This window comes from Nocardia anocheti, from assembly GCF_029675105.1.
In the GTDB taxonomy this organism is placed as follows: Bacteria; Actinomycetota; Actinomycetes; order Mycobacteriales; family Mycobacteriaceae; genus Nocardia.
On the sequence record NZ_JAQQFV010000009.1, the window covers coordinates 147,403 to 172,390 of the forward strand.

The following is a 24,988-nucleotide window of genomic DNA, read 5'->3' on the forward strand; positions in this document are numbered from 1 at the left end:
CTCACGTCACCCCCAAACTTTTCTTCAGTCGTGTCAATCCGTCCCGAATTCGGGACTTAACGGTCGGTAACCCTATGCCGAGGTACTGTGCCACCTCCGCGTAGGTCCGCCCGCCGTAGTAGGCGAGCGAGATCGCCTCGCGTTGGGTCTCGGTCAAAGTCGAGAGCCCGCGCTGGACGGCCTGTTGTTCGAGTCTGCGTTCCACCTCCTCGGTGACCTCGTCGAATTCGTTGCCGAGGACCCGGATCCCGTAGGCGACTTCGCGCTGGGTGTGGGCTTGTTCGGCACGGACCCGATCGACCGCGCGCCGGTGCGCCAGCGTCATCAGCCAGGTCACCGCCGACCCCTTCGTGGGGTCGAAACTCGTTGCGGTGCGCCAGATCTGGAGATAGACCTCCTGCGTGGTCTCCTCCGCGTACCCGGGGTCGTGGAGCACCCTCAGGACAAGGCCGAAGACGCGCGCCGACGTCCGGTCGTACAGTTCGGCGAACGCTTGCTGGTCGGCAAGGCCGCATCGTTCCAACAGTGCAGCTAGCTCGACTCCTTCGGCCGCGCGTGCGGTAACCGCAGAATCCACGCTCGGTGGGAAGGCTTCGCTTCGGAACCCATTCTGTGTCATCGGTCACGAATCTAGCCCGCGGCTATGACCTCCCTTCGCCCGGGGTGCCTTTGAACGCGTGCCAGCTGTTTGCTAGAGATTCGGCGCGCCGGGCCGGGCGGATGGGAGTTGATTTGCCGAAGTATCTAGACGGCCATACGACGCCGGTTGCGGCGCGCGTGCATCTCGCGTTCGGTCTCCGACATCCCGCCCCAGATGCCGTAGGGCTCGCTGACTTTGAGGGCGTGCGCGCGGCACTGCATGAGCACCGGGCAGGCCCGGCAGATCTCCTTGGCGCGCATCTCGCGCGCGGTGCGGGCGCGGCCCCGTTCGCCGTCGGGATGGAAGAAGACGGCGGAGTCCTGGCCGCGGCACGAGCCTCGCATCTGCCAATCCCAGACGTCGGCGTTCGGGCCGGGAAGGTGAGTGGGCATGGGCATGGTGAACTCCTTGTGGTGCGAGCTCGTCAGCGTTGTCGAGCGAGTGGTGCGGCAGGTCTCGGTGCCACCTCGGCGGTGGTCTGCTCGACGGTGCCTGACGGTGTCACCCGGCGTGGGTCGCTGCAATTTCGCGCGGCGCCTACCGTGACGGTGAGCTACGTTAGGTGCACGCGGGAATTTCCGTCAATAGTTCGGCGCATTGGTTCCACAAATCGGCATCGCTGAAATTTAACCTGCGCACTGTTTACATTTCACACTCACTCCGTCCATACTGTTCGGTTGGCTATGGATCGGTCGCGCTCGGCGGGCCGCGAAATCTGACGTTTCCCCAGGTCGTGCCGGTCAGGGCCGGGTTCGGCCCGTGACGGCACGGCGGCGGCCAGTGGCTCGAGTCACAGTGGGGTCGCCGCGCGGGGTCCGCCGACATGGCCGAAACGGGGCGCCGAGGTTAATTGCGCGAAACGCATGTGAATTCGAGACTTTGCGGTAGCGGCGGCCACCGGCGGAGATTTACCTGATGGCAACATCGCACCGCGAAAGAAAAGCTGACCGGTTGCTGATCGGCGGCCGTCGTGGCATATCACGGGAACGCCCGGCCGGGGGTGGCGGCTAGAGTCTCGGCGTGCGGACAACGGCTTCACCCGGGGATATCGGATCCGAAATACTCGCTGCGACAGCTTTCGGGGCCACTCCCGGTCGCGCCGCTGCGGAGTTGCCGGATCCGCCCGACCCGCTCGCGCGCTGGCACCGCGCCGTCGCGCTCGGCGCGCGGGGACACTACGCCGCGGCCAGGGCCGAACTCCAGCGGCTCGCGCGCGTCCCCCTCGACCCCGGCCTGCGCTCGCTGGTCGAGAGCACCCGCGGCTCGCTGCTGCGCCAACTCGGTGGACACGCCGCGGCCGCCGCCTTCGACGGCCGGGCCGCCACCCTCGCGCTCGGCGCCACCGGCTCCGCCCGCGCCGAGGCACTGGCCGACGCGTATACCGGCCTTGCCGCCGACGCGCTCGGCACCGGCAGACTCGCCCTGGCCCACCGCCTGCTCGGCCGCGTCGAACCCCTGCTCGCCGACGCGCCGCCGCGCGCGGAGGTGCGCTGGCACTGGGTGCGCGCCGAGACCGCGCTCGCCGGGGGCGCCGCCGCTCCCGCGCTCCGCGACGCCGCGCGGGCCGTCGACCTCGCCGACGCGCTGCCCTCGGTGCGGCACCGGGTGAAGTCGGCCCTGCTGCTCGCCGCCTCCACCGCCGCCTCCGGTGACCTCGCCGCCGCGGCGGAGCAGGCCGCGCGGGTCGACCGCGACTGCGCCGCCCACGGCCTGCTGCCCCTGCGTTGGGCCTGCGCGATGCTGCGCGCCGGTGTCGCCGAACCGGCCGTCGCGGCGGCCGCCGCGGCCGAAGCCGCTGATCATGCGGCACGAATCCGCGAGCTCGGCGGGGATTTCATCCTGCCGACTCGCTGATCGGTCGCCGGTGATCTTGCTGAGAGGTTTCGCAGAAGGGTGCAGGGTGGCTGGCGAGCGATCGAAGGGTCGCTATTGTTAGTTCCGTTCCGCCACTTCGGTGGAAGCTCGGTCACATCTGACCGCGCCACTCGTAACGCCAGGAAAATCTCTGACGATGACGCATATGGGCGAAGAGTTGGACCTCGCCGTCGCTGCGGCTGCGCAGGGCGACAGGGCCGCTTTAGCTCAGGTACTGGAACTGATCCGGCCGTTGGTGGTTCGCTACTGCCGTGCTCGGATCGGTGCCGCGGAGCGCGGCCAGCTCTCCGCGGATGATGTTGCGCAAGAGGTCTGTCTGGCTGTGATGACCGCCCTGCCCCGCTATCAGGATCAGGGTCGGCCCTTCATGGCCTTCGTGTACGGCATCGCTTCGCACAAGGTCGCCGACGCCCACCGCAACGCCGCCCGTAACAAGGCGGAGGCGATGGCCGAAGTACCAGATGTCATATCCACCGACCAGGGACCGGAGCAGCGAGCTCTCGACTCGGAGACGAGCAGGCAGATGAACACTCTGCTGGCCACGCTCCCCGAGAAACATCGGGAAATCCTGATCCTGCGCTTGGTCATGGGTCTGTCGGCAGAAGAAACCGCGACCGCTGTGGGCAGCACGGCGGGGGCGATACGAGTAGCCCAGCACAGGGCACTCGCGAAACTGAAGTCACAAGTGGCGAGGGCAGGTGAAATGTATGGCTAGGGATGGCGAGCGCGGTCGAGGCGACCGGAAGGTTTGGCGTGGGTCGCACGACAGCGGTCCCTCAGCCGCCGAGGAAGCCGGTGATTCCGGTCCGGTCGACATCGCGGCGGTGCGCAGCGACGACGCGCTGATCGACGCGATCGCGAGCGACGGACCGGTGCGTACCGACAGCCCCGAGGAGTTCCAGCTGGCGTCGCTGCTCGCGGATTGGCGGGCCGACCTGTTGGCCGAGCCGATGCCCGCGGGCCCTGATCTGGACACCGTCTTCGCGGCGGTCAACCAGGAGATCGGCGCGCGGCAGGTTCGAGTCGGTGCATCCTCGCGCGGACGTCTACGTCTGGTACGCCCGCTCCTCGGAGCCGCCGCGGCGCTGGCCGTGGTCTTCGGCGGTATCACGGCGTTCTCCTACAACGCCGCTCCCGGTGATCCGCTGTGGCGGGTCAAGGAGGTCGTGTTCAGCGAGCAGGCCCAGTCGACGGTCGTGAAGTACGCCGGTGACGACCTGGTCGCCGCGCAGAGCCTGCTGGACGCGGGCAATCCGGAACAGGCGCGGGCCCGGCTCGAGCAGGCTTCGGCCACCGCGGGCCAGATCGACGACAAGGCCAAGCGCGACGAGATGATCGCGCTCTGGAACGTGCTGCGTGATCAGCTGGTCCGGATGGCCCCGGAGATCGGCGCGCAACTGCCGCCCACGATGCCGTCGAGCCCCGGCGAGACCAAGCCGACCTCACCGTCCCCGGCGCAGCCGCAACCCTCGCCCAACCCGGCCACCACGGCCCCGGTCGCGCCGACCGGTCCGGGTACCTCCCCGGAACCCGGCACCACCGATCCGGAGCCGCCGGTGATCATGCAGACGCCCGGCCCGGAGACCAAGCCGGTCGTTCCGCCGGTCGAGACGACGCAGCCCCCGGTGACCACCCCGCCACCGGTCACGGTCGAGCCGACCGCCCCGGCGACGACCAACCCGCAGACGACCATCGTCGAGCCGCCGGTCACGGTGCCCACCGTGGTCCCGACCTCGAAGCCGTTGCCGCCCACGGTGCCGCCGACCCTGCAGACACCGCCCGCGGTGACCAATCTGCCGGTGCCGCCGCCCTCGGTCCCGGTTTCCTGAGCACACGAGAAAGGCCCCGAACCAGTGGTTCGGGGCCTTTCTCGTGTGTCCGGGTGCCCGGCGCATCGTCCCCCGCGCACGCGTGACCGGAGCGGGGGAGCGATGCCGCGGGGCGGCTGCTCAGTTGTCGAAGCCGTCGAATCCGTCGCCGTGGAACGCCTCGTTCATGGACGCGTCCGCGTAGCCTCGGCAGTAGTCCCACGTGACGTACGCCTCGGGGGTGGGATCGTAGGCGGGCTCGTGCGGACGGACGGTGCCGTCGACGAGTAGCTGCAGCAGGTTCGCCCGCAGCATGTCCCAGTCGTGGTAGTGATCTTGCCTACAATCCTCACAGCTCACGACGAGCCCGCGGATCCCGCGATGGGCCAGCAGGGCTTCGTAGACGGCGAGGTCGGCGAGATCTTCCTCGACCGCGAGGCGCTCATGAGGATCCAGCGGCTCACCGGGCTCGATCGCATCGAGCGCGGCGGACGGGTCGGAGGGGTCTCCGGCGAAGGGATCCGGCGGCAGGCCAGGTGGTAGATGGTCACGCACATCCCCACGGTACGCAGTACTCGGTGGTCTGCGCCAGCGATGCACCGGGCAAGTTTTGCGGAAGGGCTCACTTCGCAGCGCGAATTACCCGCCGGATACCATGGAATGCAGGCGTCGGCGACTTTGTTCTCACCGACCATCCACGTGTTCCCGTTCCAGCTGTCGTCGCGTTGCATCTCCAGCGTCGGTGGCTCCGACGACCAGGAGGGGTCGATCCGAATGAGTAATCCCGTGCCGGGCGAACGAATCGCGGTGCGCCCTCCGACGGGTGGCGACGATCCGACCAAGATCGCCATGCTGGGCCTCACGTTCGACGACGTGCTGCTGCTGCCCGCGGCCTCGGATCTCATCCCCAGTTCTGTCGAGACCTCGAGCAGGCTCACCCGCGACATCACCCTGCGCACCCCGCTGGTGAGTTCGGCGATGGACACCGTCACCGAGGCGCGCATGGCCATCGCCATGGCCCGCGCGGGCGGCATGGGCGTGCTGCACCGCAACCTCTCGGGTGCCGATCAGGCCGCCCAGGTGGAGACGGTCAAGCGCTCCGAGGCGGGCATGGTGACCGACCCGGTCACCTGTCGTCCCACCGACACCCTCGCCGAGGTCGACGCCATGTGCGCGCGCTTCCGCATCTCGGGCCTGCCCGTGGTGGACGAGACCGGCGCGCTGGTCGGCATCATCACCAACCGCGACATGCGGTTCGAGGTCGACCAGGACCGCCGCGTCGACGAGGTGATGACCAAGGCGCCGCTGATCACCGCCCAGGAGGGCGTCACCGCCGAGGCCGCGCTCGGTCTGCTGCGCCGCCACAAGATCGAGAAGCTGCCGATCGTCGACGGCAACGGTCGCCTGCGCGGCCTGATCACCGTCAAGGACTTCGTCAAGACCGATCAGTACCCCAACGCCACCAAGGACCGCGACGGCCGCCTGCTGGTCGGTGCCGCGATCGGCGTCGGCGAGGACTCCTGGTCGCGCGCGATGACGCTGGCCGACGCCGGGGTCGACGTGCTGATCGTCGACACCGCGCACGGCCACCAGTCGCAGGTGCTGCAGATGGTGTCCAAGGTCAAGGCCGAGGTCGGCGACCGCATCCAGATCGTCGGCGGCAATGTCGCCACCCGCGCGGGCGCCGCGGCGCTCGTCGAGGCGGGCGTGGACGCTGTCAAGGTGGGTGTCGGTCCCGGCTCCATCTGCACCACCCGCGTCGTCGCCGGTGTCGGCGCGCCGCAGATCACCGCGATCCTCGAGGCCGTGGCGGCGTGCAAGCCCGCCGGGGTGCCGGTGATCGCCGACGGTGGTGTGCAGTACTCCGGTGACGTGGCCAAGGCCATCGCCGCCGGTGCCTCCACCGTCATGCTCGGCTCGCTGCTCGCGGGCACCGCCGAGGCCCCCGGCGACCTGATCCTGGTCAACGGCAAGCAGTTCAAGAGCTACCGCGGCATGGGCTCCCTCGGCGCCATGCAGGGTCGCGGCCAGGCCAAGTCCTACTCCAAGGACCGCTACTTCCAGGACGACGTGCTCGCCGAGGACAAGCTCGTCCCCGAGGGCATCGAAGGCCGCGTCCCGTTCCGCGGCCCGGTCAACCAGGTGATCCACCAGCTCGTCGGCGGCCTGCGCGCGGCCATGGGCTACACCGGCTCGCAGAACATCGAGCACTTGCAGAACGCCCAGTTCGTGCAGATCACCGCCGCGGGCCTCAAGGAGAGCCACCCGCACGACATCACCATGACCGTCGAGGCCCCGAACTACACCGGGCGCGGCTGAGTACAATAGGTGCGTTTGTGCGCCGGAGGGCAACCTCCGGCGCACAGTCACGTGGACGACTCGCGGCCTGCCTGCGCTTGCGGTCCACGGGGCAACAGCGAAGGCTGACCGAAGAGGTGACCTTCGAAACCAACGTCCCCCCGCACCCGCGACCTCGAGGAGCGGCGGCCACGCAGTGGCCGGTTCGCGGCCGGGTCGCCGGTCAGGCGCCGCGGCGTAGGCGACGCAGGAGCAAGCCGCGGTGACTGACCGGCGACCCCTCGGGGCCGCGAACACGCGCGCGCCAGCGCGCAGAAAGCAGAGCGTAACTGTGCGTGACATGGTGGAAATCGGTATGGGTAGGGTCGCTCGGCGGACCTATGAGCTCGACGACGTCGACATCGTCCCCTCGCGGCGGACTCGCTCGTCCAAGCAGGTCTCGCTGGCCTGGCAGCTCGACGCCTACCGCTTCGAGATCCCGGTGCTCGCGCACCCCACCGACGCGCTCGTCTCCCCGCAGTTCGCCATCGAGCTGGGCCGCCGCGGTGGTCTGGGCGTGATCAACGGCGAGGGCCTGTGGGCCCGGCACGCCGACGTGCAGTCCAAGATCGACCAGCTCATCGATCTGGTCGACAAGGGGGGTTACGAAAAGGCCATCTCGCTGCTGCAGGAACTGCACGCCGCGCCGATGCAGCCCGATCTGCTGGCCGCCGCCGTCGCCGAGGTGCGTGCGGCCGGGGTCACCACCGCCGTGCGGGTGAGCCCGCAGAACGCGCGCGCCCTGACTCCCGCGCTGGTGCAGGCGGGCGTGGACCTGCTGGTGGTGCAGGGCACCATCATCTCCGCCGAGCACGTGGGCGACGGCGAGCCGCTCAACCTCAAGACCTTCATCGCCGAGCTGGACGTGCCGGTCGTGGCCGGTGGCGTCAGCGACCACCGCACCGCGCTGCACCTGATGCGCACCGGCGCGGCGGGCGTCATCGTGGGCTACGGCTCGTTCCCCGGCGCCACCACCACCGGTGAGGTGCTCGGCATCGGCGTGCCCATGGCCACCGCCATCGCCGACGCCGCCGCCGCGCGCCGCGACTACCTCGACGAGACCGGCGGCCGCTACGTGCACGTCATCGCCGACGGTGACGTGGCCACCTCCGGCCAGCTGGCCAAGGCCATCGCCTGCGGCGCCGACGCCGTGATGCTGGGCGTGCCGCTCTCGGCCGCCGCCGAGGCGCCCGGTCGCGGCTGGTACTGGCCCTCGGCCACCGCGCATCCCTCGGTGCCGCGCGGCTCGTTCCTGCCGGTCGACGAGTCCTGGCTGGACGGCCCCGACGGCGCCGCCGCGCGCCCGAGCCTCGAGCGCGTGCTCTACGGCCCCTCCGACGACCCGTTCGGTTCGCTGAACCTGGTCGGCGGCCTGCGCCGGTCGATGGCCAAGGCGGGCTACTCCGACCTCAAGGAGTTCCAGAAGGTCGGGCTCAGCGTCCGCTAGCGGGCGGGGCTCAGCGAGACCCGGTCCCGCAGGAACCGGGCGATCGCGGTGTTCACCGGTTCCGGGTGCGTCATCGTGACGGCCAGCCGGGCGCCATCGATCTCCACGTAGGTGGAGGCGGTGAGCCCGTCGGCCAGCGTGCGCGCCCTGGCACCGGTGATGCCGCTGTGGGTGGCGTGGATGATCAGCGCGGGGCAGGTGATCTCGCGCAGCCGGTCGAGCACCGAATCGCGCCCGAGCAGGCAGCCCACGGCGGCGTCGAGGCCGTTGTGGGCGTCGCCGACCCAGCGACGCGTCCAGATGCCGCGATACCAGTCGTCGTCGCCGATCAGCCAGTCGGCGAGCCTGCCCGCCGCCTCGGCACGGGAGCCGCGGTCGTGCCATTCGTCGAGGAAGCGCTGGGTGGCGCGGGACTGCTCACGGGTGGGTCCGTGCGCCTCGGTGCTGATCAGGATGAGCGCGGCGACACGTTCGGGCGCGACCAGCGCGGTGCGCAGCGCGGTGAACCCACCCTGCGCGGTGCCGCCGACGACGGCGCGTTCCACCCCGAGGGTGTCCAGGACGGTCAGCGCGTCGCGCGCGGCGGTCCAATAGGTGAACGGCAGCCGCTGGTCCTTGGTGCGTCCGTGCCCGCGCGCGTCCCAGGCGACGATGCGGAATTCCGGTGCCAGCGCGGCCTGCTGCGAGGCGAACATCGTGCGGTCCATGAAGAATTCGTGGGCCAGCAACACCACCGGTCCCGTGCCACCGCTGTCCTCGTAGTAGATGTCGGCATCGATCGCGCGGGCGAATGGCACGTGCACGAGGATAGCCAGCCCCACCGGCCCGTGCGCAAGGAATGGCCCGCCAGCTCGGTGGTCGCACGCCGTCACTAAACTGTGCGGGTGGCAGAAACTCAGAGACCGGTCCTCGTTGTCGACTTCGGCGCACAGTACGCCCAGCTGATCGCCCGTCGGGTGCGCGAGGCGCGGGTGTTCTCCGAGGTCGTTCCGCACACCATGACGGTCGAGGAGATCGCCGAGAAGCAGCCGCTGGCCGTCATCCTGTCGGGTGGTCCGTCGAGCGTGTACGCCGAGGGCGCACCGCAACTCGACGCCCGGCTCTTCGAGCTGGACGTGCCCGTCTTCGGCATCTGCTACGGATTCCAGGCCATGGCGCAGGCCCTGGGCGGCACCGTCGCCCACACCGGCACCCGCGAATACGGCCGCACCGAGCTCAATATCGACGGTGGCGTGCTGCACGGCGGCCTGCCGACCATCCAGCCGGTGTGGATGAGCCACGGCGACGCCGTCACCGACGCCCCCTCCGGCTTCGAGGTCACCGGCACCACCGCCGGTGCCCCGGTCGCCGCGTTCGAGGACCGCGCGCGTCGCCTGGCCGGTGTCCAGTACCACCCCGAGGTGCTGCACTCCCCGCACGGCCAGCAGGTGCTCAGCCGCTTCCTGCACGACCTGGCCGGTATCCCGCCGCAGTGGACCCCCGCCAATATCGCCGAATCGCTGATCGCCAGCGTGCGCGAGCAGATCGGCGACGGCCACGCGATCTGCGGTCTGTCCGGCGGTGTCGACTCCGCCGTCGCCGCCGCGCTGGTACAGCGCGCCATCGGCGACCGGCTCACCTGTGTGTTCGTCGACCACGGTCTGCTGCGCGCCGGTGAGCGCGAGCAGGTCCAGCAGGACTTCGTCGCCGCGACCGGCGCCAAGCTGGTCACCGTCGACGCGGTCGACAAGTTCCTCGGCGAACTGAAGGGCGTCTCCGACCCGGAGGAGAAGCGCAAGATCATCGGTCGCGAGTTCATCCGCTCCTTCGAGGACGCGGTCTCGGGCATCGTGCTCGAACAGGGCGACGGCACCGCGCCCAAGGTCGAGTTCCTGGTGCAGGGCACCCTCTACCCCGATGTGGTCGAGTCCGGCGGCGGCACCGGCACCGCCAACATCAAGAGCCACCACAATGTCGGCGGCCTGCCCGACGACCTCGAGTTCGACCTGGTCGAGCCGCTGCGCCTGCTGTTCAAGGACGAGGTCCGCGCCGTCGGCCGCGAACTGGGCCTGCCCGAGGAAATCGTTGCCCGCCAGCCCTTCCCGGGCCCCGGCCTCGCCATCCGCATCGTCGGCGAGGTGACCGCCGACCGCCTCGACCTGCTGCGCCAGGCCGACGCCATCGCCCGCGAGGAACTCACCGCCGCCGACCTGGACAAGCAGATCTGGCAGTGCCCCGTGGTGCTGCTGGCCGACGTCCGCTCGGTCGGTGTGCAGGGCGACGGCCGCACCTACGGTCACCCGATCGTGCTGCGCCCGGTCTCCAGCGAGGACGCGATGACCGCGGACTGGACGCGCCTGCCCTACGAGGTGCTCGAACGCATCTCCACCCGCATCACCAACGAGGTGGCCGATGTCAACCGCGTGGTGCTCGACGTGACGAGCAAGCCCCCGGGCACCATCGAGTGGGAATAGATTGATCGCGGAGGCGGTGCCGACCAGCGGGTCGGCACCGCCTCCGTGGTTTCCGGGTCAGGCGGCGCCCTGGTCCGAATCCGGTTGTGCGGGTACGGGTCTGCCGTGACTGTGGGCGAGCAGCAGCCTGCCCAGCGACAGACCGCCGGTAACCGGTCGGTTTCCCGCGTCGGTGACGAGGTGGGCGAGCGGACTGGCGGGGGTCGGGCGGGGATGGGTCATTACCGTTGTCCTCCAACAGCAATGGCCCGTCGGGGAGACGGGCCATTGTCGGGTCATGGGTCGGTGGTCGCTCGGTCAGTGTTGTTTGCGTCGGGGGGAGAGCACCAGCAGCAGGCCGAGGACGCTGGCGGCGATCACCACGCCCCAACCGATGGGCAGGACGCCGTTGTCGGGGGTGGGTGCGCCGAGCAGGGCCCAGATGCTCACGGCCAGGGCCAGCAGGCCCGTGCACAGCAGGGAGAAGGCCGGTCGGCGCCGGGTTTCGGTCGGTTCAGCCACGATGCACCTCCGCACTGCCCATCCGCACGTCGACCTTCAGGTCGAGGACCGGTGCGTTCGGGATCTGGGGCCCGGACAGCCCGTCGACACAGCTGGAGGCGTCACCGGCCCGGACCTCACAGGTCGTCCGCACCGCCATCGCCTCGGGCAGCAGCACGATTGCCTCGCCCATGTTCACCGAGACCTCGACGCTCCGGTTCTCGGTGAGCGTCATGCCCCGCAGATCCAGTGTGCCCGAACCCATATTCACCGCGTAGCTCGGCTCGAGCTCGGTGACCGAGGTGGGCGCCCAGGTGCGTTCGCCCATGGTGGCCCCGTCGAACTCGATCGGCCCGATCAGCGAGGCCAGTAGCACGAATCCGGCCAGCGGCGCGGCGAGCACCAGCAACCCGTACCCCCGGCGCAGGAACGCGCCGACGATGAGCCCGAGCCCCACCACCGCCAGTGCGACGGCGGCGATTCGCGCCGGGGTCATCCACTCCGCGCCGGACGCCGCGGCGGACCCGGCGACGGCGGCGGCCAGGATGGCCAGACCGATGGTGACCGGGGTGAGCCGGGAGCGCGGCCGTTTGGGCGCGGGCGGCACCGGCACCACCGGCGCGTACCCCCTCGGCGCTGGCTCGGGCAGCTCCCAGGCGAGCGGGGCGATGGCCAGCGGATCCCAGCCCCGGGGGACCTGCGCGGCGAGCCGGGGGGTGGGGGATTCCTTGCGCAGAACCGTAGTGGGGCCGTCGGATTCGGGATTCTCTGATTGCGCCGGTTCTGTGTCGCGCTTACCGAGGTCGACCGGGACGTCACCGCTCGCGGCCCTGTCCTGCTCCGATACCTCGGCCGGGTCTGCGATGTCGGCTGGACGTGAATCGGCTGCGGTGCTGAGTGATTCGGGAGGGGTGCTCGGCTTCGTGTCCGACGGTGTAGTCGTCGAATCCGGGGTGGAGTCGATGGTTTCGCCCGGTGGCGTTACGGGTTCCTCGCCGATATTCAGGTCTGACGGCGCAGAAGTGGTTGCGACGCTGGGTGATTCGACGGTCTCGGAATCCGCTGTGGGGGAGTCCTTGTGCAGGACGACGGTTTCCGTGTGCTCGACCCGGAGCAGCGGTGCGGACTCGTTCGCGGCGGCCTCGGGGACGTAGGTGTCGGGGAGTTTGGTGTACGGCGTGTACATCCCGGTCGCCACATCCGGGCGGTAGGGGTAGCCGCCGAGCGGGGCGCCGGTCGGGTAGCCCGCGGCCGGGTAGGGGGCGGGGGGGACGGATCGGTAGGCGTCGAATCCGGCGGGGAGTTGCGGATGCCGCAGGTAGAGCATCCACCAGCCCGCGAGCATCAGGCCCATGCTGAGCACCCCGGAACCACCCATGCCGAACCCGATCGGGCCCATGGTCGACACCGCGATGACCAGCGCGACGATCAGCACGATCGTCTTGGTCTGCGCGTGCGAGCCGTGCGAATGGTGCTCCGACAGCGCCTGCGCCGCCGACGCCTCGTTGCCCGCCGAACTGAGCACCAGCCAGGCCAGCAGATAGAGCACGATGCCCGCCCCGCCGAAGATCGTCGACACCACGAAGGCCACCCGCAGCAGTACCGGGTCGACGCCGTAGCGCAGCCCGAACCCCGCCGCCACGCCCGCGATCGGCCCCTGCTGCGGCAGCCGGACGGGCCGCGTGTGCCACATCTGCTGGATCTGGTCGCCGAAGCTCGCTCTGGTCATGTCCTCCATGGTGGGCCCGACCAGCCCTTTCGCACATCGGGGTGAACCCTGAGAATTGCCCCGGGTCTCAGGAACACGGCGGCCGATATTCGACATTGGGCACCTGCCCCCGCCAGAGGGCCTGGGTGAGCACCCCCGAGGTCCGCGCGCATATCCGTTCGGCCACCCGCTCGGCGTCGAGCTCCCACACGCCGACCTGGCCGTCGTCGGTGACCATGATCAACTGCTCGCCGCGGGGATGCAGGATCACCTGGCGACTTCGCCCGTCGGACGGTCCGATCGCGCCGCCGCGACGGCGTGGTGCGTGGAGGTCGGTGATATCCCACAGGCCGGTCGTCCCGTCGAGCCCCGAGACGGCGACCGTGCGGCCGTCGGTCGTGGCCGACACCGAGGACAGCGGTGCGATCTCCGAGCGCGTGGAATCGACGAGTGGGGTGAAGGTATCGGGTGTGTCGGTGTCCCACAGGACGAATTCGTCGGTCCGGGCGTTGGCGAGGGTTCGGTTGTCGGGAAGGAACTCCGCGGGCTGGAAGGGATCGTTGCCGTCGACGTCGGACTGTGCGACCAGGCGCGGGTGCCGGGGCTCGTCCAGTGCCCAGATCTGGCGGACGACGTGTGATGTCCAGTTGTCGCCCTGCTCGTAGTAGATCAGTGAGGCTCGGGTGCCGTCGGGGCTGAGCGTGCCGGAGTAGAGGCGCCCGATGGGCGCCGTGATCGGGGGACCGGTCGGGGTGGGCGCGGAGCGGTCGGTGATGTCCCACAGTCGCACCGATTCTTCGGAGACGACCAGCATCCGGTTCCCACGGACCGTCGAATAGCTCGCGCCGGTGGTGGGCCACGGCGGCAACGGCCGGGGAATCCGGGGATCGGTGAGGTCGAACACCAGCCGCCGGTCACCGGCTCGGTCGTGGACCGACAGGGTGCGGCCGTCGGTGCTGAGCGCGGGTGCCAGCCAGGTCGGACCACCCGCGACCGTGGTCAGCCGGACGGGGACGCTGCCGCTGGTATCCCAGACCACCACATCACCGGTGATCGTCAGGATCGCCATCCGGTCGCCGAGCCGATCGAAGACCGGCATCCCCGTCACCGATGTCCCCGACACGGTGTCCACCGTCGTGAGCGGGAGCGACCAGCCTCGAAGCAGACCGTCGGCGCTCCCACCGAACACGATCGGTTCGTCCGGCAGGAACAGCAGCGAGTTCGGGCCGCCGCGACAGGGCGCGACCCGCGCGATCGAGCACGTGGTCGGGTTCACCGACAGGGCGGGACCGGCGGGGACCGGCCGTGCCGGGGCGGTGACACTCCACAGCTGTCCGGCGCGGGCGGAGCCGACGGCCAGCAGGTTGCCGTCGTGGCTGAACGACAGCGCGGAGACCACCTCGTTGTCGACCCGGATGGGTGTCTCCTGCACCTGTGGGTGCGTCGGATCAGCGAGCTGCCAGAGGTGGACTCGGCTCGACGGGGAACTGGCGGTCTTCTGTACCTCGCTGCTCGCTACGGCCAGCAGGGTGGCGTCCGGGCTGAGCGCGAATTCGTGGAGGACGTGACCCGCGGGCGCGGACATCGGCGGTCCGGCCGGGCTCGCGTTCGCCCGATTCCGGATGTTCCACAGCTGGACCGTGTCGGGTTCGTCGGGCTGCGCGGTGACGGTCCCGACCACCAGCATCGCGCCCCGCGCGGCGAACTGGACGCGGTGGATGTCGCCTGCCATCGCGCTGGTGAACGTCCGAGTCGGCCGGGACCGGTCGCTGATGTCCCAGAGTGTGAGCCCGAAGCCGTCGGCGACGGCCAGCAGTGTTCCGGTCGGGTCCACCGCGATGGACTGCCCCTGGACGAGGTCGAGCGTGTGCGACAGTCGAGGTGATCGCGGGTCGGCGAGGTCCCAGATCTGGACTCCACCCGCACCCTGGGTGATCGCGTCGGAACTGCCGGGAACGAATACCAGTTCGTCGGCGGGGAACCGGTCGCCGGTGGGGATCCGCCGGGGGCGGGTGGGTTCGTCGAGGTCCCAGAAGGCGGTCTCGCCGCGCTGGTCGATCGAGGCGAGGAGCTTGTCGGAATCGCGGAGTGCGAGTTCCTGGACGCTCCAGCTGTGCGCCGCGACCGTACCGGCCAGCGGCATGTCCTGACTGTTCAACAACTGCGTCCGAGTCGCCTCATCCGGCCGCATCCGATAGGCCGCCAACAGCAACTGCGCCGACAACGACGGGTCCGTCGCACGATTGCGCTGCGCCGCCGCCACCAGTTCGATGTAGTCCCGATCCGCCGTCCGCTGATCGGCCAACCTGCTCCGGTCGACGGCGACCACCCCGGTCCCCAGCAGGGCGAGCACCACCGCCGCCACTCCGATCCGCCACCGCCCGCCGATCCGCGCGGCCCGCCGCGAGGCGTGCAGGAAGGTCTCCACGCGCGGGCTGAGCGTCGCCTTGCCGGTGTGCTCGCTGGCGTTGTCCAGGCGCGTGCCCCGGTAGAGCAGGCCCGAATCCCGTCCGGCCGCGTCCCATTCCGCCGCGTCGCGTTCCAGCCGCTGACGCACCAGATGCCCCACCCGGTCGGTCTCGATCCATCCGCGCAGCCGGGGCCAGGCGGTGAGCACGATCTCGTGCGCGAACTGCACGGACTCGGCGTCGAGGGCCAGCAGGCGGGCGGCGGCGAGGATCTCGAGCACCTCGGCGGTGGCGGCGGGATCGCCGCTGTGGGCGAGCAGGTCGGCCCGGGCGACGGTGCGACGGGTGTCGCGCGAGTCCTCGCCGACGGTGACCAGCGCGCCGAGCAGTTCGTGGGCGGCGTCCTGCTGGGCGGGGGTGAGCTCGCTCCAGGCCAGCTCGGCCGTCTCGGCGACCGACCCGGCCACCCCACCGGCCTTGCGATACCCGGCGACGGTGAGTTTGCGGCCCTCGCGCTGCTGCCAGGTCGCCGCCATCACGTGCGAGAGCAGCGGCAGCGCGCCGGGGTCGTAGCCGTCGGCGCCGATGTGGCCGCCGAGCCCGCGCAGTTCGGTGCGGACCAGTTCCTCGAGGCCCTGCTCGAGGGACAGTCCGGCGGCGGCGGCCGGACCGGTGACGGCGCGCGAGATCTCTTCCATCGACATCGGGCCGAGCAGATAGTCGTTGCGCCGCAAGCTCTCCCGCAGCACGGGGTGGTGTAGGCAGCGTTCGTAGAAATCGGCGCGCAGGGCGGCGACGACGGTGACCGGATGTTCGTCGCGGGTGGTCAGCGCGGCCAGTTCGGCCAGGAAGTCGGTGCGTTCGGTGTCGTCGGCGCAGAGGGTGAACAGTTCCTCGAACTGGTCGACGATCAGCACGCGCGGGTCCTCGGCGAGGGCGGTGGTGAGGGCGGCCGTCGGCGTGGTGCCGGGCGTCATCGCGGCCGTCGGCACCTCCAGGGCGGGGCGCAGGCCCGCCGCCAGCAGCGAGGACTTGCCCGCCCCGGATGCCCCGATCAGCACCACGATGCCGGTGGTGGCGCGGACCAGCTCGACGAACTCGGCGGTGGCCTGCTCGCGGCCGAAGAACAGCGCGCGTTCCTCGGCGCTGAAGGCGCGCAGACCGGGGAACGGGCAGGTGTCACCCGCCCCGGCCGCGGCGGTCCAGGTCACCGATTCCTGCCACAGGCGCCGCCATTCGTGCGGGTCGGCCAGCCTGCGCGGCAGTTCGCGCTGGGCCTTGTTCGCCAGCTCGGCCAGGGTCAGCACCACCGGGAGCAGGGATTCGAAGCGAGCGGGCACGTTGCGCCCTGCCTTCCAGTCGCTGATCCGCTGCGCCGACGGCGTGCTCACCTGGGTGCCGCGCATACGCCGCTCGGTGGCCGCGGCGACGCGCCGCAGGGTCGGATTGCCCGCCGCGGCATAGAGTTCGGTGAACCGCTGGGCGAAAACCGCGCGCGGTGAGGAACTCTCAGGATCGATGTTGGTCAAGGAACCCCCCGTTCGATGAAAACGACCGAAGGGAATGATATTTGGTCGACCGGGACCCCGGCACGCGGCCGGGGCCCGGTGCGCTCAGAGGAACATGGTGTCGCCGAAGACCGAGTTGGTCGCCGTCACCGAGCCGGAGGTGGCCGTGACGGTCGCCCACGAGTAGATGTTGAGCGGACCGGCGCAGTCGTTGACCATCAGATGGAAGTCGCGGTTCACCAGATAGGTGGTGCCGGGATCCAGCACCCGCTCGCCGACGTCGATCTTCTCGATCTCGCCCGGCGCCAGCGACAGGCTCAGATCCATCCCCGCCGAGATCGACGGACCGATGTCGACCGAGGCGTCCGGTCCCGATGACCCGAAGCCGATCGAACCCCCGGCCCCGACCGAGACGCCGCCGTCCAGGCCGACGGTCAGGGTCAGGTCCACCGCGCAGGCCACGAAGTAGCCGGAGCTGACCTCGCCGGTCGCGCCGGGCGCGGTGACGTAGACGGTGTTGTCGAGGAACACTTCCCGATTGGTCGGCATGGCGTTGAGCGCGGGCACCCGCCGGTAGGACTCGTCGGTGTGCCCGATGGTCAACTCGAAGCCGTCGGGCCCGTGATAGGTCGTCTCGTGCGGTGCCATCGGCGTGGCCGAGGCCATGGGCGTGATTCCCAGAGTGCTCAGCGCGATCGCGGCGGACCCCAGCACGGTGGTGATGATGTTCAACGTTCCTCCCCGAAGTGACGGCCGTGATTTCCGGCCCGACATCAAGGTAGGAATCCGGGCTGGGTTCCGGTTGGCGGCCGAGCCTCGAAAAGGCTGAGAGTCGCAGGTGAGAAGGCTGTGAACGGTTTTCCGGTCCGGTCGCCGGTGGTCCGGTCGCCGCCCCGGACGCGCTCGGTGAATGTCCAGGTCAGTAGGAATTTCTGGCCGGACCGGACAGCGATGTCCCAGCTCAGCGCCGGATCGCCGGTCTCGGGGGACAGATCAGGGACTTTCCTGATGTCGGCACCCGCTCGCGCGTGCCAGTATCGAAAGCATGGATCCGTCTGTTCCCGCCCGCGAGGCCGCCCAAGGGCACCACGGGTTCCGTGGCGTCCCCGGGAACGTCGCTCCGGGGGCGGTGCCGCCGGAGGGGCCCGGCGCCGCGCGCTTCGGTGGGAACCCGAGGGTCAACTGGCCCTCGGCGCTGATCGGGCGGGCCGTGACGCAGCGGGGCACCGGTGGGCAGGTCGTCTACGGCACCCCGGCGCCCTACGCGACGCAGCAGTACCCCCGGGCGGCGGCGTATCGCCCCGTGCCGGGGTACCCGACCAGCTATGGCGTGCCGCGCGGTTATCGGCCCGGGATGCTGCCGGTGCCGGGACCGCCGCCGGTGAATCGTCCGGTGCCCGAGATGCCCCGGCTGGTCCGGCGCAACGGTGGCCGGGTGGTCGGCGGGGTCGCGGGCGGGCTGGCCGATCATCTCGGCGTCGACGTGTTCAAGGTGCGGATAGCGTTCGTGCTGCTGTCCGCGCTGGTCGGCGCCGGGCTCGTGGCCTACGGGCTGCTGTGGATCTTCACCCCGGGTGGCGCCGACGCGGCCAAGCCCACCGGCGACGAGCGCAGGCAGGCGATCGGTCTGGCCCTGCTCGGCCTCGGCCTCACCGCCACGGTGTCGTGGCTGTTCCAGGGCACCGCGGCGCGGGTCATCGCGCCGATCGTGGTGGTAGCGATCGGCGCGGCGCTGGTGTGGCGCGAATACGACGCCGCCGCGCCGGGCCCGCGCGCCCTGTTCGGGTTGCCCGCGCGGCCGTCGGTGGTGACGTGGTCGCGCATCGTGGCCGGGGCGACGCTGATCGTGGTCGGCCTCGGCGTGGTGGTGCTGGCCCGGATCGATCTGAGCTCGCTCGGTTCGGCGCTGATCGCGGTGGCGGTCACCCTGATCGGCGCCGGGCTGCTGACGGTGCCGCTGTGGCTGCGCATGGTGCGCGCCCTCGACGCCGAACGCGGCGCCCGCATCCGCAACGAGGAACGCGAGGAGATCGCCTCGCACCTGCACGATTCGGTGCTGCAGACCCTCGCGCTGATCCAGCGCCAGGCCGAGGACCCGCAGGAAGTGCTGCGCCTGGCCCGCAGTCAGGAACGCGAACTGCGCAAATGGCTCTTCGACGACACCGCCCCCGCCCAGTCCAGCCTGGCCGCCGCGCTGCGCACCATCGCCGGGGAGGTGGAGGACCAGCACGGCGTGAAGGTCACCCCGGTCACCGTCGGCGATGTCGCCATGGACCCCGGCGACACCGGCGCCGGACTGCCCAAGGAACACTTCACCGCCCTGCTCGGCGCCAGCCGCGAGGCACTGGTCAACGCCGCCAAGCACGCGGGCGTCCCCGAGATCGACCTGTTCGCCGAGACCGAACCGCATCAGGTGAGCATCTTCGTGCGCGACCGCGGCAGCGGTTTCGACGTCGCCGCCGTCCCCGACGACCGGCGCGGCCTGGCCAAGTCGATCCGCGCCAGGATCGAACGGCGCGGCGGCACCGCCGAGATCGACTCGACCCTCGGGCGCGGCACCGAGGTCCGCATCGTGCTGCCGCGCTCGGACTCGGGCACCACCGACCTCGACGATCCGGCCGAGCCCACGGCGGCCACCGAGCCCGACCCGGTGGCCGCGCACCCACCCGCCGACGCGTGAGCCGTGCGCCACGGAACCCGATGCCGCTGAGCCGGTTCGGAAGGGGACCGTGGTCCGGGCCGACGGGATGTCGGTGTGGTACCGATGAGGGCAAGTCGCCGGGATGAGGGAGAGCTGTCAGTGAGTGTGCGGGTGTTTCTGGTCGACGATCACGCGGTCTTCCGCTCGGGAGTGCGCGCGGAGCTGAGCCGGGAAACCGATATGGAGATCGTCGGCGAGGCGGGCGCGGTGGCCGAGGCGGTGGCCGGGATCGACGCCGCGCGCCCCGATGTGGTGCTGCTGGACGTGCACATGCCCGACGGCGGCGGGGTCGCGGTGCTGAGCGGGATCGCCGCCGGGCCGGTGTGTCTGGCGCTGAGCGTCTCCGATGCCGCCGAGGACGTGATCGCGGTGATCCGGGCGGGCGCGCGCGGGTACGTCACCAAGACCATCTCCGGCGCCGAACTCGCCGACGGCATCCGCCGGGTGGCCGGGGGCGACGCGGTGTTCAGCCCGCGCCTGGCCGGTTTCGTCCTGGACTCCTTCACCGGCCGTTCCCCGGTCCCCGAGCCGCCCCTCGACCCGGAACTGGACTCGCTCACCCCGCGCGAACTGGAAGTCCTGCGTCTGCTCGCGCGCGGCTACACCTATCGCGAGATCGCCGAAACCCTGTTCATCTCGGTGAAGACGGTGGAAACCCACGCCTCGAACGTCCTGCGCAAGACCCAGCAGTCCAACCGCAACGCCCTGACCCGCTGGGCCCACCGGCGAAGGATCGAGTGATCACATCACCGCGATGATGATCGCGATGAGCAGCACCAGGCCGATGAGGACGCCCGCGCCGATGGCGAGGGGGGCGCCGTTGGGGAGGTTGTCGATGAAGCTGCCGCCGGTGTGCTGGCGGGGGGCCGTGGGGGCGGCCGCGGTCATCGGGGTGCGCTGGGGGCGCGGCAGCGGGGCGGCATGGGGGCTGCGCAGGCCGCTGGCGGAGTTGCGGGCGGCCCAGGACGGGATGGTCCCGTCCTCGGTGCGCAGGGGGGCGCCGAGGATGTAGGCGCCGGTGCCGGGACCGAAAGCGGCGGTGAGGATCTCGTCGCGGGCCTCGGCCATGGTCGGGCGGCGCTGGGGGGCGGGCTCGAGCATGTGCAGCAGCGCCTGGGTGAGGATGCCGCTGCTGGTGGGCGGGATGATCTGGCCCATCGCGGCCCGGGTGACGACATCGTTCTCGTCGTCGTCGAAACCGAACGGCGGCTGACCCTCCAGCGCGGTGTAGAGGGTGGCGCCGAGGGAGAACACATCGCTGGCGGGCGTGGGGGTGGCACCGCGCGCGACCTCGGGCGGGAGGTAGGCGGGGGTGCCGGTGATCACGCCGTCGGGTTCGTCGCCGGTGTCGCCCGCGCCACGGGAGATACCGAAGTCGCTGAGCTTGGCCAGGCCGACGCTGGTGCCGCGGTCGGCGACCAGGATGTTGCCCGGCTTGATGTCGCGGTGCACGATGCCCGCGGCGTGCGCGGCGGCGAGCGCGTCGGCCACCTGCGCGCCGATCTGGGCGACCTCGACCGCGGGCAGCGTGTCGACCATGGCCAGCGCCTTGGCCACGCTGCGCGAGGGTAAGTGCTCCATCACCAGCCACGGCTCGCCCGCCTCGAGCACCACGTCGTAGACGGCGATGGCGTGCTCGTGCGACAGCTTGGCCGCCACCCGGCCCTCGTGCACCATGGCGCTGCGCAGCCGCTCGGCCTCGGCCTCGCTGAGCCCCGCCGTGGACAGCACCTGCTTGATCGCGACATCCCGGTTCAGCAACCGATCGGTCGCGAGCCACACCGCACCCATGCCACCCCCGCCCAGCTTCGACTGCAGGCGGTAGCGACCCGCGACCAGATAGTCGGGGCCGATATGGGGGCGAGCACGTTCGGTCACGGGTGCGAGGGTAGCCGAATATGCCGCTGACTGGCCGCTATCTCCCCTCCCGGGTATCCCGACGAGGGCCTGTGGCACCGGGGTCGGACACCCGGATCCGGCCGTGCGGACCCGCCGGAGACCCCGGCACGGGCGCATGTCACCCTGGTCGCTATCGAACGTATATTCGAATATGATCGATAGCTGGAACGGTGCTGGAGTTTCGGTGCCGGGTGGTTCCCGGGTGCGGGTCCATCGTGGAAGTAGGTGGTGTTGATGGGTTCGTCGCCGGAGCGGGGTGCGCGGGAGCGCACGCTCGACGAGTTGCGCAGGCGGATGGCCGCGGTGCCGGGGCGGGGCGAGTCCGCGACCGTGCGCGCCCCGCGTGACCAGCCGTTTCGTCGGGAGATGCTGCCAGTGCCCGCGCCGCTGGCCGAGCTGTTGCCCGAGGGTGGATTGCCCAAGGGGTCGGTCGTCGCCTACTCCGGCGCGCATTCGCTGCTGACCGGTCTGCTCGCCGCGGTGACCGGCGCGGGCGGGCACGCGGCGGTCGTCGGGCTGCCCCGGCTCGGTTTGCTGGCGGCCGCCGAGATGGGTGCCCAGCTGTCCCGGCTGGCCGTCATCCCCGATCCCGGCCCCGACCCGGCCGAGGTCGCCGCCGTCCTGCTCGACGGGCTCGACCTGGTGGTCCTCGGTCTCGACGGCTTCGCCGTGCCGCCCGCCCGGTGCCGGGTGCTGGCCGCCCGCGCCCGCAACCGTGGCGCCACCCTGATCGCCGCGGGCGGCACCTGGACCGACCCGACCCTGCGCCTGGACTCCCGCGTCACCGGCTACCGCGGCCTCGGCACCGGCCGCGGCCGCCTGCGCTCGGTCTGCCTCGACGTCCGCGTCAGCGCCAAGGCGGGCCCACCCCGCCACGGCCGCATGGACCTGTGCGCCCACGCGGGCCGCACCGAATGGCAGACCCGCGACTCCGTCATCCAGCCGACCGACGTCACCGCCCTTCACGAAGCGGTGTCATGAGCACCGGCGCGCGACCGTGGGCATGAACTCGATCGCCACGCATGACCGCTACCGGGCATCGGATTCGTCGACAGCGCGGCGGCCGGATCCCGAGCGGGTGGCGAAGAGATTCCGCGCGGAACACGGTGTCTCACGGGATCATTCGGTGGTGTCATCGTGACCGGGCGTGATCGGGTGCTCGCGGTGTGGTGTCCGGACTGGCCCGCCGTGGCCGCCGCGGCGGTGGCGGGAGTGGCGGCGGACCGCCCGGTGGCGGTGCTGCGGGGCAGCCGGGTGGTGGCGTGCTCGGCCATCGCGCGGGCCGACGGGGTGCGGCGCGGGATGCGGCGACGCGACGCCCAGGGCCGCTGCCCGGAACTCGTCGTCGTGCCCGATGACCCGGACCGCGACGCGCGCCTGTTCGAGCCGGTGGTCGAGGTCGTCGACGCCACAGTGCCGGGCGTGGAGGTGCTGCGTCCTGGCCTCGTGGTGCTCGGAGCACGCGGCGCCGCACGGTATTTCGGGTCGGAGGAGGCGGCGGCGGAGCGACTGATCGACGCCGTCGCGGCGGTGGGCGCCGAGGCGCAGATCGGGATCGCCGACGCGGTGTCGACGGCGGTGATCGCGGCACGGCGCGGCGCGATCGTGGAACCGGGGGAGGGCGCGCGCTATCTGGCCGCGCTGCCGGTCGCCGAACTCGCGAGCGAGCCGAGCCTGGCCGCGCCGGAACGCGCCGACCTGGTCGACCTGTTGCGCCGCTTGGGCTTACGCCGCATCGGTGATTTCGCGCGCCTGTCACCCGCCGAGGTGGCCTCGCGCTTCGGCACCGACGCCGTCCTCGCGCACCGCACCGCGCGGGCCCTGCCCGAACGCCCACCCTCGGCGCGTCCCCCCGCCCCGGAACTGACCGTGGAGCTGGCCTGCGACCCGCCCGTCGACCGGGTCGACGCGGCCGCTTTCGCGGGCCGCCAGCTCGCCACCAACCTGCACGCCGCGCTCACCGCGGCCGGGGTCGCCTGCACCCGCCTCGCGGTGACCGCGCGCACCGAGGCGGGCGAGGAACTCACCCGCATCTGGCGCTGCGCCCGCCCGCTCACCCCCGCCGACACCGCCGACCGCGTCCGCTGGCAGCTCGACGGCTGGCTCACCCACCGCGCCCGCCCCACCGCGCCCATCGTCGCGCTCACCCTGGAACCGGTCGAGGTGGTCGCCGCGGGCGCCCTGCAACTGGGCCTGTGGGGCGGTGAGGGCGAGGAGACCGAACGGGCCCGCCGCGCCCTGGTCCGGGTGCAGGGCCTGCTCGGTGGCGAGGCGGTGCGCATCGGTGTGCTCAGCGGCGGTCGCGGCCCCGCCGAACGCGTCACCACCATCGCGCTCGGCGACGAACTCACCCCCGCCGCCGACCCCACCCACCCCTGGCCGGGCGTGCTCCCCGAACCCGCCCCCACCCTGCTCCTGCTGCACCGCCCGGTCGTGCAGCTGACCGACGCCGACGGCCTGGCCGTGCTGATCACCGACCGTGGCCTGTTCACCGCCGACCCCGCCCGCCTGCGCTGGGGCCGCAAGGAATGGGCGCTGCTCGGCTGGGCGGGGCCGTGGGCGGTCGTCGAACGCTGGTGGTCGGCCGACCCCGCCGCGCCCGCCGTCCGCGTCCAGGTGCAACTCGACGCCGCCGCCACCGAGATCCGCGCGGTCCTGCTCGTCCACGACGCCACCGCCTGGCACGCCGAGGGCGTCTACGAATAGCGCGGTTCTAGAGTTGGGGTGCCCGTCCCGACCGGCTGGACGGCCGGTCGCGGAGAGGAGCGCCATGAACCCGTTCGAGGGGATGCTGTGCTCGGCGGCCGCCGCCGATCTCCCGTTGCCCGGCACCGCCGTGCACGTCACCGGCTGGCTGTGCGTCGAGCATCCCGGGGCGTGGGGGCGCGATGTGCTCGGCGATCAGGTGCTCGGCCCCGAGATCACCGCCGAACTGGCCGCGCGCACCTCGGCCGCGAAGGTCCGCCCGACGCTGATCCGCCGACCCGGCCGCAACGAGTTCACCGGAAAGCGCACCGTGCTGCTGGCGGCCTCGCGACGGGAGGGTTCCTGGTGCGAGCGATTCGAGATCACCGACCTGCGCGAACTCTTCGATATCGACCTGCGGCTCACCGCCGGTCCGGCCCCGGGAATCGGTGCGCCCGTGGACGATCCGCTCGTGCTGGTCTGCGCGCACGGCAAACGTGACCAGTGCTGCGCGCTGCTGGGCCGCCCGATCGCGGCGGCGCTGTCGGCCGAACATCCCGGCCGTGTCTGGGAGGCCTCGCACACCGGCGGTCACCGCTTCGCCCCCGCCGTCGTGGTGCTGCCGACCGGCCTCACCTACGGCCGCGTCGACGTCCCCGCCGCGCGGGCCCTGCTCGCCGCCGCTGACGCGGGCGAGGTCTCGTGCACCGGCCTGCGCGGCCGCAGCTGCTACCCGCCCCTCGCCCAGCTCGCCGAAATCGCTGTCCGCGAACAGATCCCGGCCACCGTCGACGACCTCACCGTCCACCTCGACCCGGCCCCCACCGACGACCCCACCCTCGCGGGCGCCGCCATCGTCACCCACCGCGACGGCCGCCGCTGGCACGTCACCGCCCGCACCGCCCCCGCCGCACCCCGCCAGGCCAGCTGCCACGCCGCCCCCAAACCGGCCACCTACCTGGAGGCGGTGTCCGTCCAGGAACTCGTTGCGGCACAGGTCGATCCGCCATCTACGGCGTAGCCGCACGACCCTGGTGCC

The 24,988-nt window shown here is 71.3% G+C and carries 21 protein-coding genes; 11 read left to right on the forward strand and 10 right to left on the reverse strand.

Going from position 1 to position 24,988, the window contains the following annotated elements; all coding sequences use genetic code 11:
• Position 1: 1 nt before the first annotated feature.
• Positions 2 to 619, reverse strand: a complete 618-nt coding sequence (locus tag QC180_RS23625) for a sigma-70 family RNA polymerase sigma factor (RefSeq protein WP_278264989.1) — start codon at positions 617 to 619, stop codon at positions 2 to 4.
• 125 nt (positions 620 to 744) lie between these two features.
• On the reverse strand, positions 745 to 1,038 hold the full coding sequence (locus tag QC180_RS23630) for a WhiB family transcriptional regulator (RefSeq protein WP_278264990.1): 294 nt from the start codon (positions 1,036 to 1,038) through the stop codon (positions 745 to 747).
• Between the two features lie 712 nt (positions 1,039 to 1,750).
• Between QC180_RS23630 and QC180_RS23635 the strand changes: the two genes are divergently transcribed.
• From QC180_RS23635 to QC180_RS23645, 3 genes are all read left to right on the forward strand, one after another.
• On the forward strand, positions 1,751 to 2,494 hold the full coding sequence (locus tag QC180_RS23635; RefSeq protein WP_278264991.1) for a hypothetical protein: 744 nt from the start codon (positions 1,751 to 1,753) through the stop codon (positions 2,492 to 2,494).
• Positions 2,495 to 2,651: 157 nt separating this feature from the next.
• Entirely contained in the window at positions 2,652 to 3,230 is a 579-nt protein-coding gene (locus QC180_RS23640) for a sigma-70 family RNA polymerase sigma factor (RefSeq protein WP_278264992.1), read from the forward strand.
• Positions 3,223 to 4,344, forward strand: a complete 1,122-nt coding sequence (locus QC180_RS23645) for an anti-sigma-D factor RsdA (protein WP_278264993.1) — start codon at positions 3,223 to 3,225, stop codon at positions 4,342 to 4,344. Before QC180_RS23640 ends, QC180_RS23645 begins: the two co-directional genes overlap by 8 nt.
• A 120-nt stretch (positions 4,345 to 4,464) precedes the next feature.
• Here the strand turns inward: QC180_RS23645 and QC180_RS23650 are convergent, their stop codons facing one another.
• Positions 4,465 to 4,878 (reverse strand): DUF5319 domain-containing protein, encoded by a 414-nt coding sequence (locus QC180_RS23650; RefSeq protein ID WP_022567296.1) that lies wholly within the window; start codon positions 4,876 to 4,878, stop codon positions 4,465 to 4,467.
• Positions 4,879 to 5,097: 219 nt separating this feature from the next.
• On the opposite strand from QC180_RS23650, the gene guaB reads away from it, so the two are divergent.
• Complete coding sequence (gene guaB / locus QC180_RS23655) at positions 5,098 to 6,642, forward strand: IMP dehydrogenase (protein ID WP_278264994.1); 1,545 nt, start codon at positions 5,098 to 5,100, stop codon at positions 6,640 to 6,642.
• Positions 6,643 to 6,952: 310 nt separating this feature from the next.
• A complete protein-coding gene (locus tag QC180_RS23660; protein ID WP_278264995.1) occupies positions 6,953 to 8,107 on the forward strand; it encodes a GuaB3 family IMP dehydrogenase-related protein in 1,155 nt (384 codons plus the stop codon).
• Here the strand turns inward: QC180_RS23660 and QC180_RS23665 are convergent.
• Positions 8,104 to 8,904 (reverse strand): alpha/beta fold hydrolase, encoded by an 801-nt coding sequence (locus QC180_RS23665; protein ID WP_278264996.1) that lies wholly within the window; start codon positions 8,902 to 8,904, stop codon positions 8,104 to 8,106. The two genes, QC180_RS23660 and QC180_RS23665, sit on opposite strands and share 4 nt — an antisense overlap.
• Before the next feature lie 81 nt (positions 8,905 to 8,985).
• On the opposite strand from QC180_RS23665, the gene guaA reads away from it, so the two are divergent.
• Positions 8,986 to 10,560: a glutamine-hydrolyzing GMP synthase gene (gene guaA, locus QC180_RS23670; RefSeq protein ID WP_474646520.1), complete on the forward strand. Its 1,575-nt coding sequence runs from the start codon at positions 8,986 to 8,988 to the stop codon at positions 10,558 to 10,560.
• A gap of 57 nt (positions 10,561 to 10,617) precedes the next feature.
• Here guaA and QC180_RS23675 read toward each other — a convergent pair whose 3' ends face one another.
• The 5 genes from QC180_RS23675 to QC180_RS23695 all read right to left on the reverse strand — a co-directional run bounded on the left by QC180_RS23675 (position 10,618) and on the right by QC180_RS23695 (position 17,396).
• Entirely contained in the window at positions 10,618 to 10,782 is a 165-nt protein-coding gene (locus tag QC180_RS23675) for a hypothetical protein (protein ID WP_278264998.1), read from the reverse strand.
• A gap of 75 nt (positions 10,783 to 10,857) precedes the next feature.
• Positions 10,858 to 11,061 (reverse strand): hypothetical protein, encoded by a 204-nt coding sequence (locus QC180_RS23680; protein WP_278264999.1) that lies wholly within the window; start codon positions 11,059 to 11,061, stop codon positions 10,858 to 10,860.
• Positions 11,054 to 12,769 carry a PspC domain-containing protein gene (locus QC180_RS23685; RefSeq protein WP_278265000.1) on the reverse strand — a complete coding sequence of 572 codons (1,716 nt, stop codon included), beginning with the start codon at positions 12,767 to 12,769 and terminating at the stop codon, positions 11,054 to 11,056. Before QC180_RS23685 ends, QC180_RS23680 begins: the two co-directional genes overlap by 8 nt.
• Positions 12,770 to 12,836: 67 nt before the next feature.
• Positions 12,837 to 16,685 carry an nSTAND1 domain-containing NTPase gene (locus QC180_RS23690; protein ID WP_278265001.1) on the reverse strand — a complete coding sequence of 1,283 codons (3,849 nt, stop codon included), beginning with the start codon at positions 16,683 to 16,685 and terminating at the stop codon, positions 12,837 to 12,839.
• 84 nt (positions 16,686 to 16,769) lie between these two features.
• A complete protein-coding gene (locus QC180_RS23695) occupies positions 16,770 to 17,396 on the reverse strand; it encodes an MspA family porin (RefSeq protein ID WP_278265002.1) in 627 nt (208 codons plus the stop codon).
• A gap of 622 nt (positions 17,397 to 18,018) precedes the next feature.
• Here QC180_RS23695 and QC180_RS23700 point away from each other — a divergent pair.
• Together QC180_RS23700 and QC180_RS23705 are read left to right on the forward strand one after the other, a co-directional pair.
• Positions 18,019 to 19,344 carry an ATP-binding protein gene (locus QC180_RS23700; RefSeq protein WP_474646528.1) on the forward strand — a complete coding sequence of 442 codons (1,326 nt, stop codon included), beginning with the start codon at positions 18,019 to 18,021 and terminating at the stop codon, positions 19,342 to 19,344.
• Between the two features lie 84 nt (positions 19,345 to 19,428).
• Positions 19,429 to 20,106: a response regulator gene (locus QC180_RS23705; RefSeq protein WP_278265003.1), complete on the forward strand. Its 678-nt coding sequence runs from the start codon at positions 19,429 to 19,431 to the stop codon at positions 20,104 to 20,106.
• Here QC180_RS23705 and QC180_RS23710 read toward each other — a convergent pair whose 3' ends face one another.
• Positions 20,107 to 21,243: a serine/threonine-protein kinase gene (locus QC180_RS23710; RefSeq protein ID WP_278265004.1), complete on the reverse strand. Its 1,137-nt coding sequence runs from the start codon at positions 21,241 to 21,243 to the stop codon at positions 20,107 to 20,109.
• Positions 21,244 to 21,498: 255 nt separating this feature from the next.
• Here QC180_RS23710 and QC180_RS23715 point away from each other — a divergent pair, with 255 nt between their 5' ends.
• The 3 genes from QC180_RS23715 to QC180_RS23725 all read left to right on the forward strand — a co-directional run bounded on the left by QC180_RS23715 (position 21,499) and on the right by QC180_RS23725 (position 24,970).
• Positions 21,499 to 22,245 (forward strand): hypothetical protein, encoded by a 747-nt coding sequence (locus QC180_RS23715; protein ID WP_278265005.1) that lies wholly within the window; start codon positions 21,499 to 21,501, stop codon positions 22,243 to 22,245.
• A gap of 156 nt (positions 22,246 to 22,401) precedes the next feature.
• Positions 22,402 to 23,970, forward strand: a complete 1,569-nt coding sequence (locus QC180_RS23720) for a DNA polymerase Y family protein (protein ID WP_278265006.1) — start codon at positions 22,402 to 22,404, stop codon at positions 23,968 to 23,970.
• A 64-nt stretch (positions 23,971 to 24,034) separates the two neighbouring features.
• The gene (locus tag QC180_RS23725) at positions 24,035 to 24,970 is read left to right on the forward strand and encodes a sucrase ferredoxin (protein ID WP_278265007.1); all 936 of its coding nucleotides are present in this window, start codon (positions 24,035 to 24,037) and stop codon (positions 24,968 to 24,970) included.
• Positions 24,971 to 24,988 lie beyond the last annotated feature (18 nt).